Raw genomic sequence first — 15,271 nt, forward strand, 5'->3', positions numbered from 1 at the left:
AAAACATTTGCTGTAGAAAGGGTACGTAAAGCAGGGCTGGCCACAATAATTTCGGGTTTTATGCCTTCGGCAATTAACCTTGATGCCATTAATTCACACTGCTTAAAACCTTTGTCGGTTAAAGGGCGCTCAAAATCAACATATCCGCTTTCGTGGGTTGCTTTGGCATGGCGTATCAGCAATAGCTTTTTCATATCCCCCTAAAATAAAAAAAGAGGAGCAGATGCCCCTCTTTTTTTATTTTATTATTGGTTTCCTTAGAATTTAAAGCCTACAGAAACACCGAATACACGGTTTTTTAACGATTCGTTATCGGCGGTATCGTTACTGATATTTGATAAACCAAGATCATAGTTGATACCTAAGATCAAACCACCTTTAAATTCAACACCGGCAATACCGTTCAAACCAAAATCGGTTTTTTTGAATTCGCCAGATTCGCTGCCAAATGTAATGTCTTCGCTTACAGAGTTACCCTGGTCATCTTTACCTTTTACTTTACCTGATAAACCTAAACCTACATAAGGGCCTGCACCAAAATATACGTTACCAATAACAGCAGGGATGTGGTAAACAACATTTACAGGAAGCTGCAGGTAATAAGTTTTAAAATCGGCTTGAGTATCAAAGTCTATAAGAGAAACGTTACCACCTTTACCAGTGTAGTTTAAAGCCGGTTGGATAGAAACCGCTGTGCCTACTTTAAAATCGGCAAATACACCTGCTGCAAATGTTGTTACTGAACCTGTTGAAGCTGATAAATTGCCACTTGATGCAGTTAGTTTCGCGAAATTTACGCCACCACGGATCCCAAAAGTTGGTAATTGTGCAAAAGCTGTTGAAGCTGCGAACGCGCAGCAAACTAATAGTAGAATTTTTTTCATGTGATTAAGATTTATTGTTTGCGCGAAAGTAAGCAATTTTATAAACTAACTTTGCAGTTATTTAATATTCACAAATTCTGAGATCGGTTGCTCAGGCATATCATACATGCATTTAAAATGGCCAAGCGGGCATTTTTCAAGTCCGAATTTGGAGCAGGGGCGGCAACTGAGGTCGATGCCGGCTACCAGAACATCCTTTACCATATAGGGCTGTACGCCCAAAAGCTCGGGCACGGTGCCACCCCAAATAGATACTATCGGTACATTAAAAGCTTCGGCAATATGGGTAAGCCCGGTATCAAAACCAATAACCTTGTGGGCTTTTGATACCAGGAAAACAGATTCATCAAGCGAGGTTATGCCGCAGGCATTATGTACGTTATTGCCAATTGCCGCGCTTATTTCGTCGCCGTTTACTTTAACATCGTTACCGCCCAACAGTACTATCGGGTAACTAATTTGTCGGCAAATGCTAATGATCTTTTCATTGGGCATCCTTTTGGTAAAATGGGTAGCGCCTATCACAAAGGCAATGTATTTATGCTGATGTGATGCCGGGAGCAGGGCTGGTAACTGGTAGTCTTTTTTGATATAATAATCAATTGGTTTACCATCATTGGTAACTCCTAAAAACGCCACGGCCTTTAAATAACGATCTACCAGATGCACCGGTGGAACCAGTTTTAAATTAAATTTTAAACTGAGCCATTTGCGGATGGTTTGCTTTTTATAGGTAGATGCATGGATACCGGTACGTAGCTTGATGATAGCAGTGCGCAGGTTATTGTGCAGATCGACTATATGGTCATACCCTTCTGCCTTAATATCCTCGATAGTTTCTGATAGCGTTGGCTTTAGCAGCAGCAGCTTATCTACATAGGGGTTATTATCGTAAATGTATTTAAAGGCTGGTTTGGTAAGGAAGTGTATTTCGGCACCCGGCAGTTGTTTTTTAAGACAGCGTACTACCGGCGTGGTATAAATAATATCACCCATCGAGCTAAAGCGGATAACCAGTATCTTCATCCGGAAATAATGAGTGATTTAGTGAATGAGTGATTTAGTGAATTCATTTCCCTATTTATAAGGCTTTTACCTTTCAGCTTTTACCTCGTTTTGGGCCTTTATTTTATTGATGATAGCGGTAGAAGAATAGCCATCAACCAGGCTAATAGTTTTTACTTCGCCGCCGTTAGCCAGTACTTCTTTAGCGCCTGCTATGTTTTCAACGGTATAATCGGCACCTTTTATTAATACATCGGGCATTAATAAGGTGATCAGTCCGCGGCGTATCTTCTTCAAAAAGTATTACGGCATCCACAAAAAACAGGGCCGCCAATAACGCTGCGCGGTTGCTCTGATCGTTCACCGGGCGGCTTTCGCCTTTTAGCCTTTTTACGGATGCATCGGTATTAAGGCCAATGATCAGCTTATCGCCAAGTTCGGCAGCTTTGGCCAGGTAAGTGATATGCCCCAGGTGCAGCAGATCGAATACGCCATTAGTAAAAACAACCTTTTTGCCTTCGCTTTTCCAGGCGGTAATGCTATCCGTAAGCTGTGGCAGCGTGGTTATTTTGGCAAGCAATGTTTTTTCCAGATCGTGGCGCATAGTATAAATTTAAGAAATTATTGTTATTAGTGGCTTGTTTGCGGAAAGACCGCGACGAGGTTCAGCATATTAAAAGCCTTGGACTTGTGCGATTCCCCTCTTGAGAGGGGTGGAGGGGTGTGTCCTTTCGCCTATATAACACACCCCCTGCAGCCACACAATCCGGCGCGCCCCCTCTCAAGAGGGGAACTAATCAATCAATAAGCATCATCCACAGCTTTGCACATAATATGCCCGATAAGGATGTGCATTTCCTGGATGCGGGCGGTAACATCAGATGGTACTACGATATTAAGATCGCAAATGCCATTCATTTTACCGCCATCCCGGCCGGATAAACCAAGGGTTTTGCAGCCAATTTTGGTGGCAGCCTCAAAGGCGTTCAAAATCCCCTGGCTGTTGCCACTGGTTGATATGCCGATAAACAGATCGCCGGGCTGGGCTAATGCCTCCACCTGGCGCGAGAAAACGTGGTGGTACCCATAATCATTAGCGATAGCCGTAAGTGCCGATGTATCAACCGTTAAGGCTATGCCAGGCAATGCTTTGCGTTCTTTTACAAACCTGCCGCTAAGTTCGGCGGCTATGTGCTGGGCATCAGCCGCGCTGCCGCCGTTACCGGCAATTAAAACCTTTTTGCCATCTTTTAGTACGGATACCATTACCCGGCAGGCGGTTTCAATATCGCCGCTCAGGTTTTCGATAACCTTTTGTATTATATTACGATGCTCGTATAGTTCTTCAATAACCATTTCTTTGTTGTCATTAATCATTGAGTCATTGGGTAATTTTCTCCTTTGCTCAAATTTTTAAGTGCTTTTATCTTTCGCCTTTCAGCTTTTACCTCTTTTCTATATCTTCCAATATCTCATCAACCGTTGTTACGGCGCTGCCGGTTTGCCTTATCACTATAGCAGCTGCATGGTTGGCCAGTTCGCAGGCTTCTTCTACATTTAGCCCTTGCGCCATAAAATAAACCATGGTAGCAATCACCGTATCGCCGGCACCTGTCACGTCAAATACCGATGTAGCTTTTACCGGCAGTAATTGATGCGCCAGTTCGCTGATGATGACCATACCTTGCTCAGACAAAGTTACTACAATATATTCGGCACCAGTCTGCTTTAAAATAATGCGGGCTGCCTGCTGTAGTTCCTCAATATTGGTGATCTTTTCTGTTTTGGCAGCTTCGGCCAGTTCCTTGCGGTTTGGCTTAATGATGTGGGCACCTTTATATTTTTCGTAGTTAAGTCCTTTTGGGTCTATAACCACTCGCTTAACCTGCGCATTGGCCTCTTTAATAACCTGCTGTGTAAGGTTTGGCGAAAAGAGCCCTTTGTTGTAATCTGATAATATAACGATATCGGCTTTAGCTATCGGGCCTTTTATGCGCTCAATAAATTGGGTTTGCAACTCATCGGCCAGTGGGTTGGTAACTTCCCTGTCAACCCTTACCAATTGGTGACTGCCAGCCATTACCCGGGTTTTTACCGTGGTAGGGCGGCTGGCATCTTTAAAAATCCCATCAACATTAATGCCTTCATCTGTCAGGATCTTTGTTAAACGATCGGCATCCGTATCATTGCCGGTTATACCCGCTAACGATATTTTTGCCCCTAACGATAGCAAATTCTGGGCTACATTGGCTGCACCACCCGGTGTGGTAAACTCTTTTTTTACGTTTACTATGGGTACCGGCGCCTCGGGCGAAAGCCTGGTGGCATCACCTATAATATAATGGTCTATCATCAGGTCGCCGATAACCAAAATATTTGGTACCGGGCCCGATTGCTGTAGTTTACGTACTTTATCTGTTAACATTCTTTTGTATCATTGGGTCATTAGGTCATTGGACTCCTGACTTTTCGACTGCGGCTTATTTGCCGCTTTTTTTCGTTTCAAAAACCTTGCTTATCTCATCTAAAGATAAGGCATTCAAGCACATCTCTTTATTCAAACCGCCTTTGCGGGCTACGTTAATGCCATAATGCATATCATGGAAACCGCTGTTACGGTGCGCATCGGGGTTTATGGATAGCATAACGCCTTTATCAAGTGCATACTGGTGCCAGCGCCAGTCAAGATCAAGCCTTACCGGGTTGGCGTTAATTTCAATCACCACGTTATTGGCCGCACAGGCGTCAATAACCTTTTTATAATCGATATCATACCCCTTGCGGCTAAGCAGCAGCCTGCCGGTAGGGTGGCCCAGTATAGTAGTATAAGGGTTCTCTATCGCTTTTATTAAACGGGCGGTAGCTTTATCCTCCTGCATTTTTAGGTTGGAGTGTACCGACGCCACGATGAAATCAAATTTCTTCAATATCTCTTCCGGGTAATCCAGCGATCCATCATTCAAAATATCCGATTCGATACCTTTAAAAATATGAAACCCGGTTATTTTTTTATTCAGGTGGTCTATCTCTTCCTGTTGCTGTAATACACGCTCAATGCTCAGGCCTTTTGCATAAAAGGCGCTTTTGCTGTGGTCGCAAATGCCTAAATATTGCAGTTTCAACTCATCGCGGCAGTACAGCGCAATTTCTTCCAGCGTGTTTACCCCATCGCTCCAGGTGCTGTGGTTATGCAACGTGCCTTTCAGGTCGTGATAGCTGATCAGGGTTGGCAGTTTGTTTTCTGCCGCTTTTTCTATAAAGGTAATGCCATCGCGTAGCTCCGGCTGCATCCAGGCAAGGCCTGCTTTTTGGTAAATAACTTCTTCTGTTTCGGGTTGCTCAAGCGGGGTATTGATACGCGATAATACTTTCTCCACATGATCGGTTGTACCGGTGTTCGCGAAAAGCTCGTAGTAATAATTGGCTTTATCCACGCAGATAATATCAACCAGTAAGCCGTTCTTTAGCTCGGCAGAAATATGTGTGCCGTTCAAAACCACGTTTTGCAGGGTATCCAGTTCGGCCAGGGCATCATACGCTACCTGCTGATTCAGGCTGCCTATAACGATAACCAACTCGCTGATGATCTCGTCCAGCCTGCGAAATTCTCCCGCTATATGCTTTAAGGCATCGGGGAATATACCCCTGATCTCTTCCATCAGGTCTTTCGCTTCCTTCTCTACCTGCGCATAAAGGAATTTCCCATTACCCGCCATCCGGAACTCGATAACTTTTTTTATCTCCTCCTGGGTTTTTAAACCGAAGCCTTTGGCCTCAATCAAGCGGTTTTCGTTACAGGCGTAGTAAAGCTCACCAACATTCTCAATGCCAAGCTCTTTCCATATAATGGCTACCTTTTTTGGGCCGATACCCTTGATGCCCATCATCTCCACAACACCTTCGGGGGTAGCTGCAAGCATTTCCTGCAGTTCGGCCATGGTACCGGTTTCTAAAAGCTCGGCAATTTTGGCGGCCAGGCTTTTGCCAATGCCGTCTATCTTCTCCAGCTCGGCAACGGTTTTACCGGCCAGTGGAAAAGGCAACTTATCTACCTTAAAGGCAGCGTTAGCTATCGATTTTATTTTGAACGGATTAACTTCGTTCAACTCCATCAATTGCGATAGTAAACGAAGCGTGCGCGCTATGGGTTTGTTCTCCATAATTTAGTTGTGGCGTAAAAATACAAAAGTAGAGGAGGAGTACATAAATAATAGTTCATACTTTCATTTTGTAACAGGGTGAGTGCTCAACCAAAGCAAGACATTTATGCGTAGGGGCGATTAATCAAATGGATATAAACGATGCTTTCCTGAATACAATAAGTTAACCCGTATACAATAGGCCCAAAGATTGTGTTTTTGATGACTCTGGTTTGTCTGTTCCGTGTGTTCAGCTAAATTTTAATCTCACCAATGCTTCGGTTATTTATAAACTAAAATCATACTATAGCCAGTAGCGTTATTATTAGTAAACTGTATTTGTTTGCCATTTTTCCAATAAAAAGGGATAGTATCCCCAAATACACCAGCTACATAAACATCGGTTCCATTAGTTAAAATAGTTGTCGCAAATGCGTCTATAGCTGCTTTACCAATTTGTGTTTGTACTCCGTTTTTCCAATAAGTAGCTACAGTATACGTATACGGTCCACTTATATGTGCATATGTAAAACCAGCCAAATATACGTCATTCCCGTTAATAGCTATAGATTGTGCTTCTGAAGACTCAGTATCAGGCAAAGAGTGTTGTACATCGTTTTTCCAATAAGTAGCTACAGTAGGTCCCTCTAAATTAAGATTTGTATAACCCGAAATATATACATCGTTTTCTTGTATAACAATATCGGTTGCATATGAAAACAGCGCGGTGTCTACAAGTTTTTTAGCCACACCATTTTTCCAATAAGTAGCTACACTATTACTATGTGCAGCAGCTACTGAACCCACTATATATACATCCTTGCCTTTTATAGCTACTGCACTGGCATGTGATGACCGCCCTGGTACCGATTTAGTTAATTGATTAATTACACCATTTTTCCAATAAGTAGCAATATTATTACCAGAGGTACCAGTTATATAAACATCACCACCGCTTACAGCAATAGATGTAGCATATGTGCCGGCCCCGGGAAGTGTTATCTGCACACCATTTTTCCAATAAACTGCTGTTGACCCTACAGCACCTGCTACATATACACCCGATTCGTCAACTGCAATAGCATAAGCAAAAGATGCTGATAAGCTATCTGTTAATTTTGTTGCCACCCCATTTTTCCAATACGTTGCGACAGAAACTCCATTTGCTGCAATACTTGTACCTACAACATATACATCAACTGATTTATTTTCTTTAGGGGTTTCATTATTTTTTTTACATGCTGTGATAGCAAATAATCCAAACAGAATAAAGTGGATCTTTTTTTTAAAGTTCATTGCAATAAGGTAAAGTGAGAATGTTTTTATGTTTTAACTTTCTTCAATATAAAAGCCACCCATTACAGGCGGCTTTTCACAATCAAAGTATTTAATAAAATTATTTTATCACTATATCGTAGGTCATGCGGGCCTGCGGGGTACGCATCATTTTGGTTACACCTTGTATTTGCTGGTAGTAACGGTAGTTTTCGCCAAGCTCGGCTTTTACAAAATGGGCTTTTACTTCGGCAGATAAACCTTCTCCAAATTTATTCAGAAAGCTTTTTTGCTCAGGATATGATACTATTTTGTAGTCTTTTATATTAGCTTTTTTAGCGGCAGATTGCACGGCATCTTTAATGTTGCCCAACCTATCAACCAGGCCAATTTTTAATGCCTGGCTGCCTGTCCATACGCGGCCCTGGCCAATGCTGTTAATATATTCCTGTGTTTTACCACGGCCGTTGGCTACTGCTTTTGTAAAATCATCATAGCCATGGTTTACGCTGTTTTGCAGCATAGCCCTTTCTTCGGGGCTTAACGGGCGACTAACATCCCCCAGATCGGCAAATTTGCCTGTTTTTACACCATCGAAGGTGATGCCCAGCTTATCATTAAACAATTTTTGCATGTTTGGCAACACGGCAAAAATACCTATAGAACCTGTTATGGTGTTTGGTTCGGCTATAATAGAATCGGCCGCGCAGGCAATATAATAACCACCTGATGCCGCTACATCACCCATAGAAACGATGATGGGTTTTACCTTTTTGGTGAGCATAACCTCGCGCCATATCACATCAGATGCCAGCGAACTGCCACCCGGCGAGTTAACACGTAATACAACCGCCTTCACCTTATCATCCATACGTACTTTACGCAGCGCTTTTGATATCGTTTCAGACCCAATGCTATTATCGTCGCCATCGCCACCGGCAATCTCGCCAGATGCATAAATAATAGCCACACGGTTTGTTGAACTAACCTCTTTTGGATCGGTAGTAGTTTTTGAGCCGCTTTTTACATAGTCGCTCAGATCAACGCTGGCAAGGTCGTTTTTCTCTTTAGCGCCTGTACGTTGTTTTAATTCAGAAAGGATCTCGTCTTTATATTTCAGTCCGTCAACCAGTTTGTATTTTAATGCATCTTCGGGCTGCTGTATGCGGCCGCTGTTGGCGTAATTAAATAACGAATCTTTATTAACGTTGCGGCTTTTGCCAATCCCGGTCAGGAAATAATCATACATTGAACCCATGTAGGAATTAACCTGCAAACGGTTTGCATCGCTCATTTTGGTTAAAACCAATGGCTCAACAGCACTTTTAAAGGTGCCTACTTTGATGATCTGTGCTTCAATCCCCAGTTTATCCAGCGCACCTTTCAGGAAGGTGATCTCTGAACTAAAGCCCCTGAATTCGAAAATACCTTTTGGGTTAATGTAAACCTTATCGGCAACAGATGCCAGGTAGTAAAAGCCCTGGGTGTAAATTTCTGAATAGGCTATTACAAACTTTTTAGATTTTTTGAAGTCAATAAGCGCATTGCGGATCTCTTCGGTAGTTGCCTGCCCGCTCATCATGTAGCTCTCGTCCAAAAAAATACCTTTTATATTACTATCTGTTTTTGCTTTTTTAATACTCGCGAGTATATCATTAAGCCCGATGGTTTTTTCGCCGTCGATACCCAAAAAGCCCAGGTTTGCAAATGGGTTATTCGGCGTACGCTCAGCTATAGGGTAGGTAAGTTTAATATGTAATACCGAATTGGCATCCACATCAACCGCTTTGTCACTGCCTGCAGCTACTATAAGCCCCGATAACAGTATAAAAAACAAAAAGAAAAGAATGATTGAAGAAATGATGACCCCAACCACACTGGCCAGTACAAATTTGAAGAATTGTTTCATTAACTGTTATAAATAATCTATATATGCAAACTTAGTAATTCACATACTATTAAGAGCCTCATGCATAATATTTGTTACAACAATGATTGATGTTTTTTTACTATTAGGGAGTAACCTTGGCAACCGTAATGCGTTTTTAAACAAGGCCATAGAACATATTGAGCAGGATATTGCCCCTGTGATTAAAAAATCGCCGGTTTATGAAACACAATCATGGGGGAAAACCGATCTGCCCGATTACCTTAACCAGGTAGTTATGCTGCAAACAGCGCTTCCGGCAAAGGATGTTTTGCAAAGGGTGCTTACAATTGAAATAGAGATGGGCCGCAAACGCGAGGAAAAATGGGGCTCGCGCATTATTGATATCGATATTTTATTTTACGGCAATGATATTATTAACGAGCCAAACCTTATTGTACCACACCCCGAACTGCATAACCGCAGGTTTACTTTAGAGCCTTTAGGAATGTTGATGCCGGATTTTATACATCCGGTGCTAAATAAGAGTATATTAGAGTTGAAAAGCAGTCTGAAAGACGACTTGATTGTAAAAAAAATATAAATTTGATATTATAAACCTGTACAATGTCTGAGAACTTACCACCACAAGACCTTGACCTTTCTTTCCTTTATGAGATTGCTGATGGCAGCGACGAGTTTATTGTTGACTCGATAGGGATGTTTTTAGAGCAAACACCGCAATTATTAGATACTATTACCACCGCTATAAATACAGGCGATTGGGCAACAGCTGCCTCAGCATCGCACAAACTGAAACCAAACCTGGGTTTTTTTGGTATGCCGCAAAGCCAGGCCAACATACAGGAGGTTGAATTGGTATGCAAGGCCGGCGGGCAAAACCCGGCAGATATAATTACGAAATTTAATGATGTAAAAGCTGTGATCAGCACCAACCTCGTTGAACTGGAGAAAATTAAAGCAGAAAAAGAAGCTAACCTTTAAGAGTTTAAAGTCCTAAGGCCCCGGGGGGGATCGAAAGTTATATAAAAGGGAAAGGCAATCACACGTGATTGCCTTTCCCTTTTATATTTTCATACACCTTAATCCCCGTTTAAAAGGGACTTTAGACTTTAAACTTCTACTTAAAACCTAACTAAGCTACTTCTTCAAGCTTAAAGCTATAGCTTTCCATGATCAGGTTGGCTAACAGGTTTTTGCATGCCTGGTCAACTTTTGCGTTGGCAGTTTCTGCACTATCAGCTTCAATCTCAAGCGAGATATGTTTGCCTATACGTACGTTTTGTATTTCAGATAAGCCCAGGTTTTTCATGCTGCCGGTAACGGCTTTTCCCTGTGGATCAAGTATTTCTTTTTTCGGCATTACATCAATTTCGGCCAGGAATTTTTTCATCGCGTGTTTTTGTTAGTGGATAGGGTAATAAGCGCTTAACTATTTTTTTGTGAGCTGCCCGCTACCGTATGATCCGCAAATTTTAGTTGGATTAATGATAGGGTGATATACATTACGATAACCACCGGAACTGCCGCAAATTTAAAAAATAGAATGAGTATTGCCGAGAATAACAGCAATATATAGCGATAAAAATTTTTGGTGAAATCGCGGTTCTTAAATTTAAGCGACATCAAAGGGATCTCGGCAACCAGCAGGATGCACATGATGATGATAAACAGCGTTAAACCATAGGGGTTAAGCACATAACGCGAAATGCTGCTGTATTGTACCAATATCAATGGGATAGAAGCGATCAAAATGGCGTTTGCCGGTGTAGGAAGGCCAATAAAGCTTTCGGCCTGGCGCGTATCTGTATTAAATTTAGCCAGCCTCAGGGCCGAGAATACGGGAATGAGGAAAGCTATAAAGTTCAGATACTCACTTACATGCGGTATTTGCGGCGCTTGCAGCAACAATTCATACATAATGGCCGATGGCAATACACCAAAGCTAACCATATCTGCAAGCGAGTCGAGGTCTTTACCGATGCCCGAAAAGGATTGCAAAACACGTGAGGCGAAGCCATCAAAAAAATCAAATATCGCCGCCAGGAAAATGGCATAAGCTGCAAATACAAGGTTGTCCTGAAAGGTGAAAACGATACCAATACAGCCACTAAACAAGTTTGCACACGTTATAGCATTAGGAAGATGTTTTTTTACCCGTCGCCTCATAATGTCATGAAGGTATCATAATTTTTACAAAAACCAAAGGAGTTATAATTAACCTTATGTTATTTATAACTCCTTTTGGTGTAAATATATTATGAATTCATTGATATCAAAAATTCTTCGTTAGTACGGGTGCTTTTTATTTGCGCCTGTAAGAATTCCATTGATTCCTGCGAGTTCATATCAGCAAGGTGGTTACGAAGTATCCAGATGCGTTGAAGCGTGTCGCGGTCAAGCAACAAGTCGTCGCGGCGGGTGCTTGATGCAGTAATATCAATAGCCGGGAAGATACGTTTGTTAGATAGTTTACGATCCAGTTGTAACTCCATGTTACCTGTACCTTTAAACTCTTCAAATATAACCTCGTCCATTTTTGAACCGGTTTCTGTTAATGCAGTCGCGATGATGGTTAATGAGCCGCCATCCTCAATGTTACGGGCCGCACCAAAAAAGCGTTTTGGTTTGTGTAACGCGTTGGCATCCACACCACCCGATAATATTTTACCTGAGGCAGGTGCCACAGTGTTATAAGCACGTGCCAAACGGGTGATAGAATCCAGCAGGATAACAACATCGTGGCCGCACTCAACCATACGTTTTGCTTTCTCCAATACAATGTTGGCAATTTTTACGTGGCGCTCTGCCGGCTCATCAAAGGTTGATGATACTACCTCGGCGCGTACGCTGCGGGCCATATCGGTAACCTCCTCAGGGCGTTCATCAATTAAAAGAATGATCAGGTAAACTTCAGGGTGGTTTTTGGCTATCGCGTTAGCAACATCCTTTAACAACATGGTTTTACCTGTTTTTGGTTGGGCTACAATTAAACCACGCTGGCCTTTACCAATAGGCGAGAATAGGTCCATGATACGGGTAGAATAGTTACCTGCATCTGTAAACAAGCTCAATTTTTCTGAAGGGAAAAGCGGTGTTAAGTGGTCAAAAGGTACACGGTCGCGTACTTCGGCAGGTATGCGGCCATTAATAGCCTCAACCCGTACCAGCGGAAAATATTTTTCGCCTTCTTTTGGCGGGCGTATGCTACCACGAACGGTGTCGCCGGTTTTTAAGCCAAATAGTTTTATTTGTGATTGTGATACGTAAATATCATCCGGAGAGGTCAGGTAGTTATAATCCGATGAACGCAGGAAACCATAACCATCTGGCATAATCTCCAACACGCCTTCGTTTACAATAACGTTATCAAAATCAAGGTTTATTGCCGGCTCCTGTGTTTTTTGCTGTTGTGGCGCACGGCGCTCGCGCTCAAATTTTTGCGGGCGGTTTTCGGTAGCAGCAGGCTGCTCGGGCTGGCCTGGTTGTTCCGTTGTTTCTGCAGGTTCAGCTCGCTCCGGGGCTGGTGCTGCTTCTGCAGTAACGGCAGTTTCAGTATTGCCGGTGTTGCCGTTGTTATCGTCGGTTTGCGGCTCGTCGTCCTCTTCCTGGTTAAACAGATTGGTGTCATCCAGAGGTACTTCAACACGCGGTTGTTCTTTAGTTTTTAAAGTACGGGTACGTTTACGTGTTTTCTCGGTATTTTCTGCAGTAGCCGGAGCTGTTGCGGCGGGCTTTTCAGCGTAATTATTTTCTACGATATTTTGTTGGTTCCTGGCGGTCTCTATTAATTGCTGTTGTGTAACAATTGCGGTTATAAGCGGAGCTTTTCTAAGCTCATCTGCCTCTGCAATACCCAAACTTTTAGCAATTTCGCGCAACTCAGAAACGAGTTTGTCGTTCAATTCGATTGTATCAGACATGATATGAATTATAGTTCAAAAGGATTTTTTATTTGAAAGATTGTTTTGAAACCCTGATTATGCAATAGTAAGCCCAGGTAATGTATTAGATAATAAATAACGTGGAGATCAAAATTGTTTCTTTAGTGCAAGAAATAATGCAGGAAAACAGTGCAATGTTAGCAAAATTATCTTAGAATGCAAATTTATTAAAAAAATAACCCGTTAAGTTTAATTTTTTAGTTTTGCAGCACCATAACAAATTCAAAATCTACATGATATCACGCGCTCAACTCATCGAACAGATCAAGCAAAAAAAATCATTTTTATGCGTAGGCCTTGATACTGATATAGATAAGATACCCGAATTTTTAAAGCAATACCCCGACCCGGTTTTTGAGTTTAACAAACGCATTATTGATGCAACTCAAGACCTTTGTATAGCCTACAAACCTAACGCCGCCTTTTATGAAAGCCGCGGATTGAAAGGCTTGCAAAGCCTTATCAGCACTGCGCAATACACCCCCAAAGATATTTTGAACATCATTGATGCCAAACGCGGCGATATTGGTAACACATCCGACAACTACGCGAAAGCTTTTTTTAACGAGGAAACATCGGGTATGAGCTTTGATGCCATTACGGTTACACCCTACATGGGCAATGACAGCGTAACGCCATACTTAAAGTACGAGGGCAAATGGGTTATTATCCTGGCGCTTACCTCATCGGTAGGGAGTAAGGATTTCCAGTACCTGAATACCGGCGATGGCTACCTTTATGAGACAGTGATAAAAAAAGCCAACACCTGGGCCGGTGCCGACAGGCTGATGTTTGTTGTTGGCGCCACCAAAAGCACCGAGTTTACAGATATCCGTAAGCATGCCCCTGATAATTTTTTACTGGTACCCGGCGTTGGCGCACAGGGGGGCAGTTTAGAGGATGTATGCAAATACGGCATCACCAAAGAGTGCGGCCTTATTGTTAATTCATCACGCGGAATTATCTACGCCGGCAACGGCGAAGACTTTGCCGATGCCGCCCGTGCCGAAGCTTTGAAACTACAGCAGCAAATGCAGGCGGAATTGGAAAAAGCGGATATTATATAGAGTCGAGAAGTGGGGCCGGTAGCGACAAAAAATAAAAAAACCGGCACTTGTTACTGTCCCGGTTTTGAATGAGGGTGAAATAGTTATTCTACTATTTGATGATTTGTCTTGTCAATTCTCAAAACTCCGTCAACGTAAACTTTTAGAGTAACCTTATATGTCGAAAGATCGCATGTGCCTGAATAGGTTACATTGCTCAACACCTGATGAGTTACCTGGTCGTTTGCGGTAACAAGCGTAATCCTGCCCGTGTTGGCATCAACAAATATTTCGTAATAAATATTATGTCCGGTAATTGGGTCAATCTGGCTAATCCCACCTATTTCAATGCCTATTACGTTTACAGCACTTGGAACATTTGGTGTAAATGTTGCAGGTTTGATCATACAAGTGGATGGGGATGAATGCGATCGTACGATAACACCGCTTACAGTTCCTGAATACGTACTGGAAACTGACGGGTAATTAGGTAACACAAACTGTTTATACGGAGTAGTGGGATCATCGTGTACAACATGTTCAAAGTTTATGAAGTCATTAAAGTCCGTATTATACTTAGATAGTTTTGTATGGATATCGAGGAGGGCTGACGCAGGTAACACAGGAATAACGGCAGTAAAAGTGTAACCGTTTGTGGTAAAGTCGCTGCAATTGGTACACGTTACCCCTACTAACGCTATGTCATTGTCAGCATAATTTGTATTATTGGGAATTGGGCTGAAAACCAATTCTGCTCCACCGAAGTTAGCTTTATACTGGCCACTTGCCGCATCGTAAGCAATAGTGGTTGATGAGCCGCCTGATCCATCTGTCATTACCCTAATCTTGCCGGGCTGTTCTGTATTTTGGGGTTGTAATACACTTTTTTCTTTTGTGCAAGAGGCAAAAGCTACCGCGCAGAGTATGCTTAAGAAATAGATTTTTTTCATGTGTAAGATTGTTTATTACCTTTTACGATAATATATCGTAAAGGTTATATTAATTCAATGGCGTCTATGACAAGATTCTAAAACCGACAGCAGCAAATGCAGGCAGAACTAGAAAAGGCGGGGGTTATTTAAGCAATACT

At 42.3% G+C, this 15,271-nt stretch carries 17 protein-coding genes; 3 read left to right on the forward strand and 14 right to left on the reverse strand.

Annotated elements, in window-relative coordinates; genetic code table 11:
- The 10 genes from WC615_RS11475 to sppA all read right to left on the reverse strand — a co-directional run.
- On the reverse strand, positions 1 to 194 hold a 194-nt coding region (locus WC615_RS11475; RefSeq protein WP_372978235.1), incomplete at its 3' end, for a histidine phosphatase family protein.
- Positions 195 to 257: 63 nt separating this feature from the next.
- Positions 258 to 884 carry a porin family protein gene (locus WC615_RS11480; protein WP_372978236.1) on the reverse strand — a complete coding sequence of 209 codons (627 nt, stop codon included), beginning with the start codon at positions 882 to 884 and terminating at the stop codon, positions 258 to 260.
- A 57-nt stretch (positions 885 to 941) separates the two neighbouring features.
- On the reverse strand, positions 942 to 1,910 hold the full coding sequence (locus WC615_RS11485) for a glycosyltransferase family 9 protein (protein WP_372978237.1): 969 nt from the start codon (positions 1,908 to 1,910) through the stop codon (positions 942 to 944).
- A 66-nt stretch (positions 1,911 to 1,976) separates the two neighbouring features.
- Positions 1,977 to 2,150, reverse strand: coding sequence for a hypothetical protein (locus WC615_RS11490; RefSeq protein WP_372978238.1), 174 nt, complete (start codon positions 2,148 to 2,150; stop codon positions 1,977 to 1,979).
- Positions 2,110 to 2,493, reverse strand: a complete 384-nt coding sequence (locus WC615_RS11495; protein ID WP_372978239.1) for an adenylyltransferase/cytidyltransferase family protein — start codon at positions 2,491 to 2,493, stop codon at positions 2,110 to 2,112. The genes WC615_RS11490 and WC615_RS11495 overlap by 41 nt, the downstream gene beginning before the upstream one ends.
- A gap of 197 nt (positions 2,494 to 2,690) precedes the next feature.
- A complete protein-coding gene (gmhA, locus tag WC615_RS11500) occupies positions 2,691 to 3,245 on the reverse strand; it encodes a D-sedoheptulose 7-phosphate isomerase (RefSeq protein ID WP_372978260.1) in 555 nt (184 codons plus the stop codon).
- Positions 3,246 to 3,333: 88 nt separating this feature from the next.
- Complete coding sequence (gene rfaE1 / locus WC615_RS11505; protein WP_372978240.1) at positions 3,334 to 4,314, reverse strand: D-glycero-beta-D-manno-heptose-7-phosphate kinase; 981 nt, start codon at positions 4,312 to 4,314, stop codon at positions 3,334 to 3,336.
- Positions 4,315 to 4,369: 55 nt separating this feature from the next.
- Complete coding sequence (locus tag WC615_RS11510) at positions 4,370 to 6,049, reverse strand: helix-hairpin-helix domain-containing protein (RefSeq protein WP_372978241.1); 1,680 nt, start codon at positions 6,047 to 6,049, stop codon at positions 4,370 to 4,372.
- A gap of 261 nt (positions 6,050 to 6,310) precedes the next feature.
- A complete protein-coding gene (locus WC615_RS11515) occupies positions 6,311 to 7,324 on the reverse strand; it encodes a hypothetical protein (RefSeq protein ID WP_372978242.1) in 1,014 nt (337 codons plus the stop codon).
- Positions 7,325 to 7,424: 100 nt separating this feature from the next.
- Positions 7,425 to 9,212, reverse strand: a complete 1,788-nt coding sequence (gene sppA, locus WC615_RS11520; RefSeq protein ID WP_372978243.1) for a signal peptide peptidase SppA — start codon at positions 9,210 to 9,212, stop codon at positions 7,425 to 7,427.
- An 82-nt stretch (positions 9,213 to 9,294) separates the two neighbouring features.
- On the opposite strand from sppA, the gene folK reads away from it, so the two are divergent.
- Positions 9,295 to 9,774, forward strand: a complete 480-nt coding sequence (folK, locus tag WC615_RS11525) for a 2-amino-4-hydroxy-6-hydroxymethyldihydropteridine diphosphokinase (RefSeq protein ID WP_372978244.1) — start codon at positions 9,295 to 9,297, stop codon at positions 9,772 to 9,774.
- 23 nt (positions 9,775 to 9,797) lie between these two features.
- The gene (locus tag WC615_RS11530) at positions 9,798 to 10,175 is read left to right on the forward strand and encodes an Hpt domain-containing protein (protein ID WP_372978245.1); all 378 of its coding nucleotides are present in this window, start codon (positions 9,798 to 9,800) and stop codon (positions 10,173 to 10,175) included.
- Positions 10,176 to 10,326: 151 nt separating this feature from the next.
- Here WC615_RS11530 and purS read toward each other — a convergent pair whose 3' ends face one another.
- The 3 genes from purS to rho all read right to left on the reverse strand — a co-directional run bounded on the left by purS (position 10,327) and on the right by rho (position 13,114).
- Entirely contained in the window at positions 10,327 to 10,584 is a 258-nt protein-coding gene (purS, locus tag WC615_RS11535; RefSeq protein WP_191176208.1) for a phosphoribosylformylglycinamidine synthase subunit PurS, read from the reverse strand.
- A 35-nt stretch (positions 10,585 to 10,619) separates the two neighbouring features.
- The gene (pssA, locus tag WC615_RS11540; protein ID WP_372978246.1) at positions 10,620 to 11,360 is read right to left on the reverse strand and encodes a CDP-diacylglycerol--serine O-phosphatidyltransferase; all 741 of its coding nucleotides are present in this window, start codon (positions 11,358 to 11,360) and stop codon (positions 10,620 to 10,622) included.
- Positions 11,361 to 11,449: 89 nt separating this feature from the next.
- Positions 11,450 to 13,114, reverse strand: coding sequence for a transcription termination factor Rho (gene rho, locus WC615_RS11545; RefSeq protein WP_372978247.1), 1,665 nt, complete (start codon positions 13,112 to 13,114; stop codon positions 11,450 to 11,452).
- A gap of 257 nt (positions 13,115 to 13,371) precedes the next feature.
- On the opposite strand from rho, the gene pyrF reads away from it, so the two are divergent.
- Positions 13,372 to 14,202, forward strand: a complete 831-nt coding sequence (gene pyrF / locus WC615_RS11550; RefSeq protein ID WP_372978261.1) for an orotidine-5'-phosphate decarboxylase — start codon at positions 13,372 to 13,374, stop codon at positions 14,200 to 14,202.
- A gap of 83 nt (positions 14,203 to 14,285) precedes the next feature.
- Here the strand turns inward: pyrF and WC615_RS11555 are convergent, their stop codons facing one another.
- The gene (locus tag WC615_RS11555; protein ID WP_372978248.1) at positions 14,286 to 15,131 is read right to left on the reverse strand and encodes a hypothetical protein; all 846 of its coding nucleotides are present in this window, start codon (positions 15,129 to 15,131) and stop codon (positions 14,286 to 14,288) included.
- Positions 15,132 to 15,271 lie beyond the last annotated feature (140 nt).

Source organism: Mucilaginibacter sp. (assembly GCF_041663085.1).
Lineage (GTDB): Bacteria > Bacteroidota > Bacteroidia > Sphingobacteriales > Sphingobacteriaceae > Mucilaginibacter.

Bases quoted from the DNA above. Each gene is read 5' to 3' on its own strand.
- WC615_RS11480 (WP_372978236.1), bottom strand. From the start codon at position 884: ATGAAAAAAATTCTACTATTAGTTTGCTGCGCGTTCGCAGCTTCAACA.
- WC615_RS11485 (WP_372978237.1), bottom strand. From the start codon at position 1,910: ATGAAGATACTGGTTATCCGCTTTAGCTCGATGGGTGATATTATTTAT.
- WC615_RS11490 (WP_372978238.1), bottom strand. From the start codon at position 2,150: ATGCCCGATGTATTAATAAAAGGTGCCGATTATACCGTTGAAAACATA.
- WC615_RS11495 (WP_372978239.1), bottom strand. From the start codon at position 2,493: ATGCGCCACGATCTGGAAAAAACATTGCTTGCCAAAATAACCACGCTG.
- gmhA (WP_372978260.1), bottom strand. From the start codon at position 3,245: ATGGTTATTGAAGAACTATACGAGCATCGTAATATAATACAAAAGGTT.
- rfaE1 (WP_372978240.1), bottom strand. From the start codon at position 4,314: ATGTTAACAGATAAAGTACGTAAACTACAGCAATCGGGCCCGGTACCA.
- WC615_RS11510 (WP_372978241.1), bottom strand. From the start codon at position 6,049: ATGGAGAACAAACCCATAGCGCGCACGCTTCGTTTACTATCGCAATTG.
- WC615_RS11515 (WP_372978242.1), bottom strand. From the start codon at position 7,324: ATGAACTTTAAAAAAAAGATCCACTTTATTCTGTTTGGATTATTTGCT.
- sppA (WP_372978243.1), bottom strand. From the start codon at position 9,212: ATGAAACAATTCTTCAAATTTGTACTGGCCAGTGTGGTTGGGGTCATC.
- folK (WP_372978244.1), top strand. From the start codon at position 9,295: ATGATTGATGTTTTTTTACTATTAGGGAGTAACCTTGGCAACCGTAAT.
- WC615_RS11530 (WP_372978245.1), top strand. From the start codon at position 9,798: ATGTCTGAGAACTTACCACCACAAGACCTTGACCTTTCTTTCCTTTAT.
- purS (WP_191176208.1), bottom strand. From the start codon at position 10,584: ATGAAAAAATTCCTGGCCGAAATTGATGTAATGCCGAAAAAAGAAATA.
- pssA (WP_372978246.1), bottom strand. From the start codon at position 11,360: ATGAGGCGACGGGTAAAAAAACATCTTCCTAATGCTATAACGTGTGCA.
- rho (WP_372978247.1), bottom strand. From the start codon at position 13,114: ATGTCTGATACAATCGAATTGAACGACAAACTCGTTTCTGAGTTGCGC.
- WC615_RS11555 (WP_372978248.1), bottom strand. From the start codon at position 15,131: ATGAAAAAAATCTATTTCTTAAGCATACTCTGCGCGGTAGCTTTTGCC.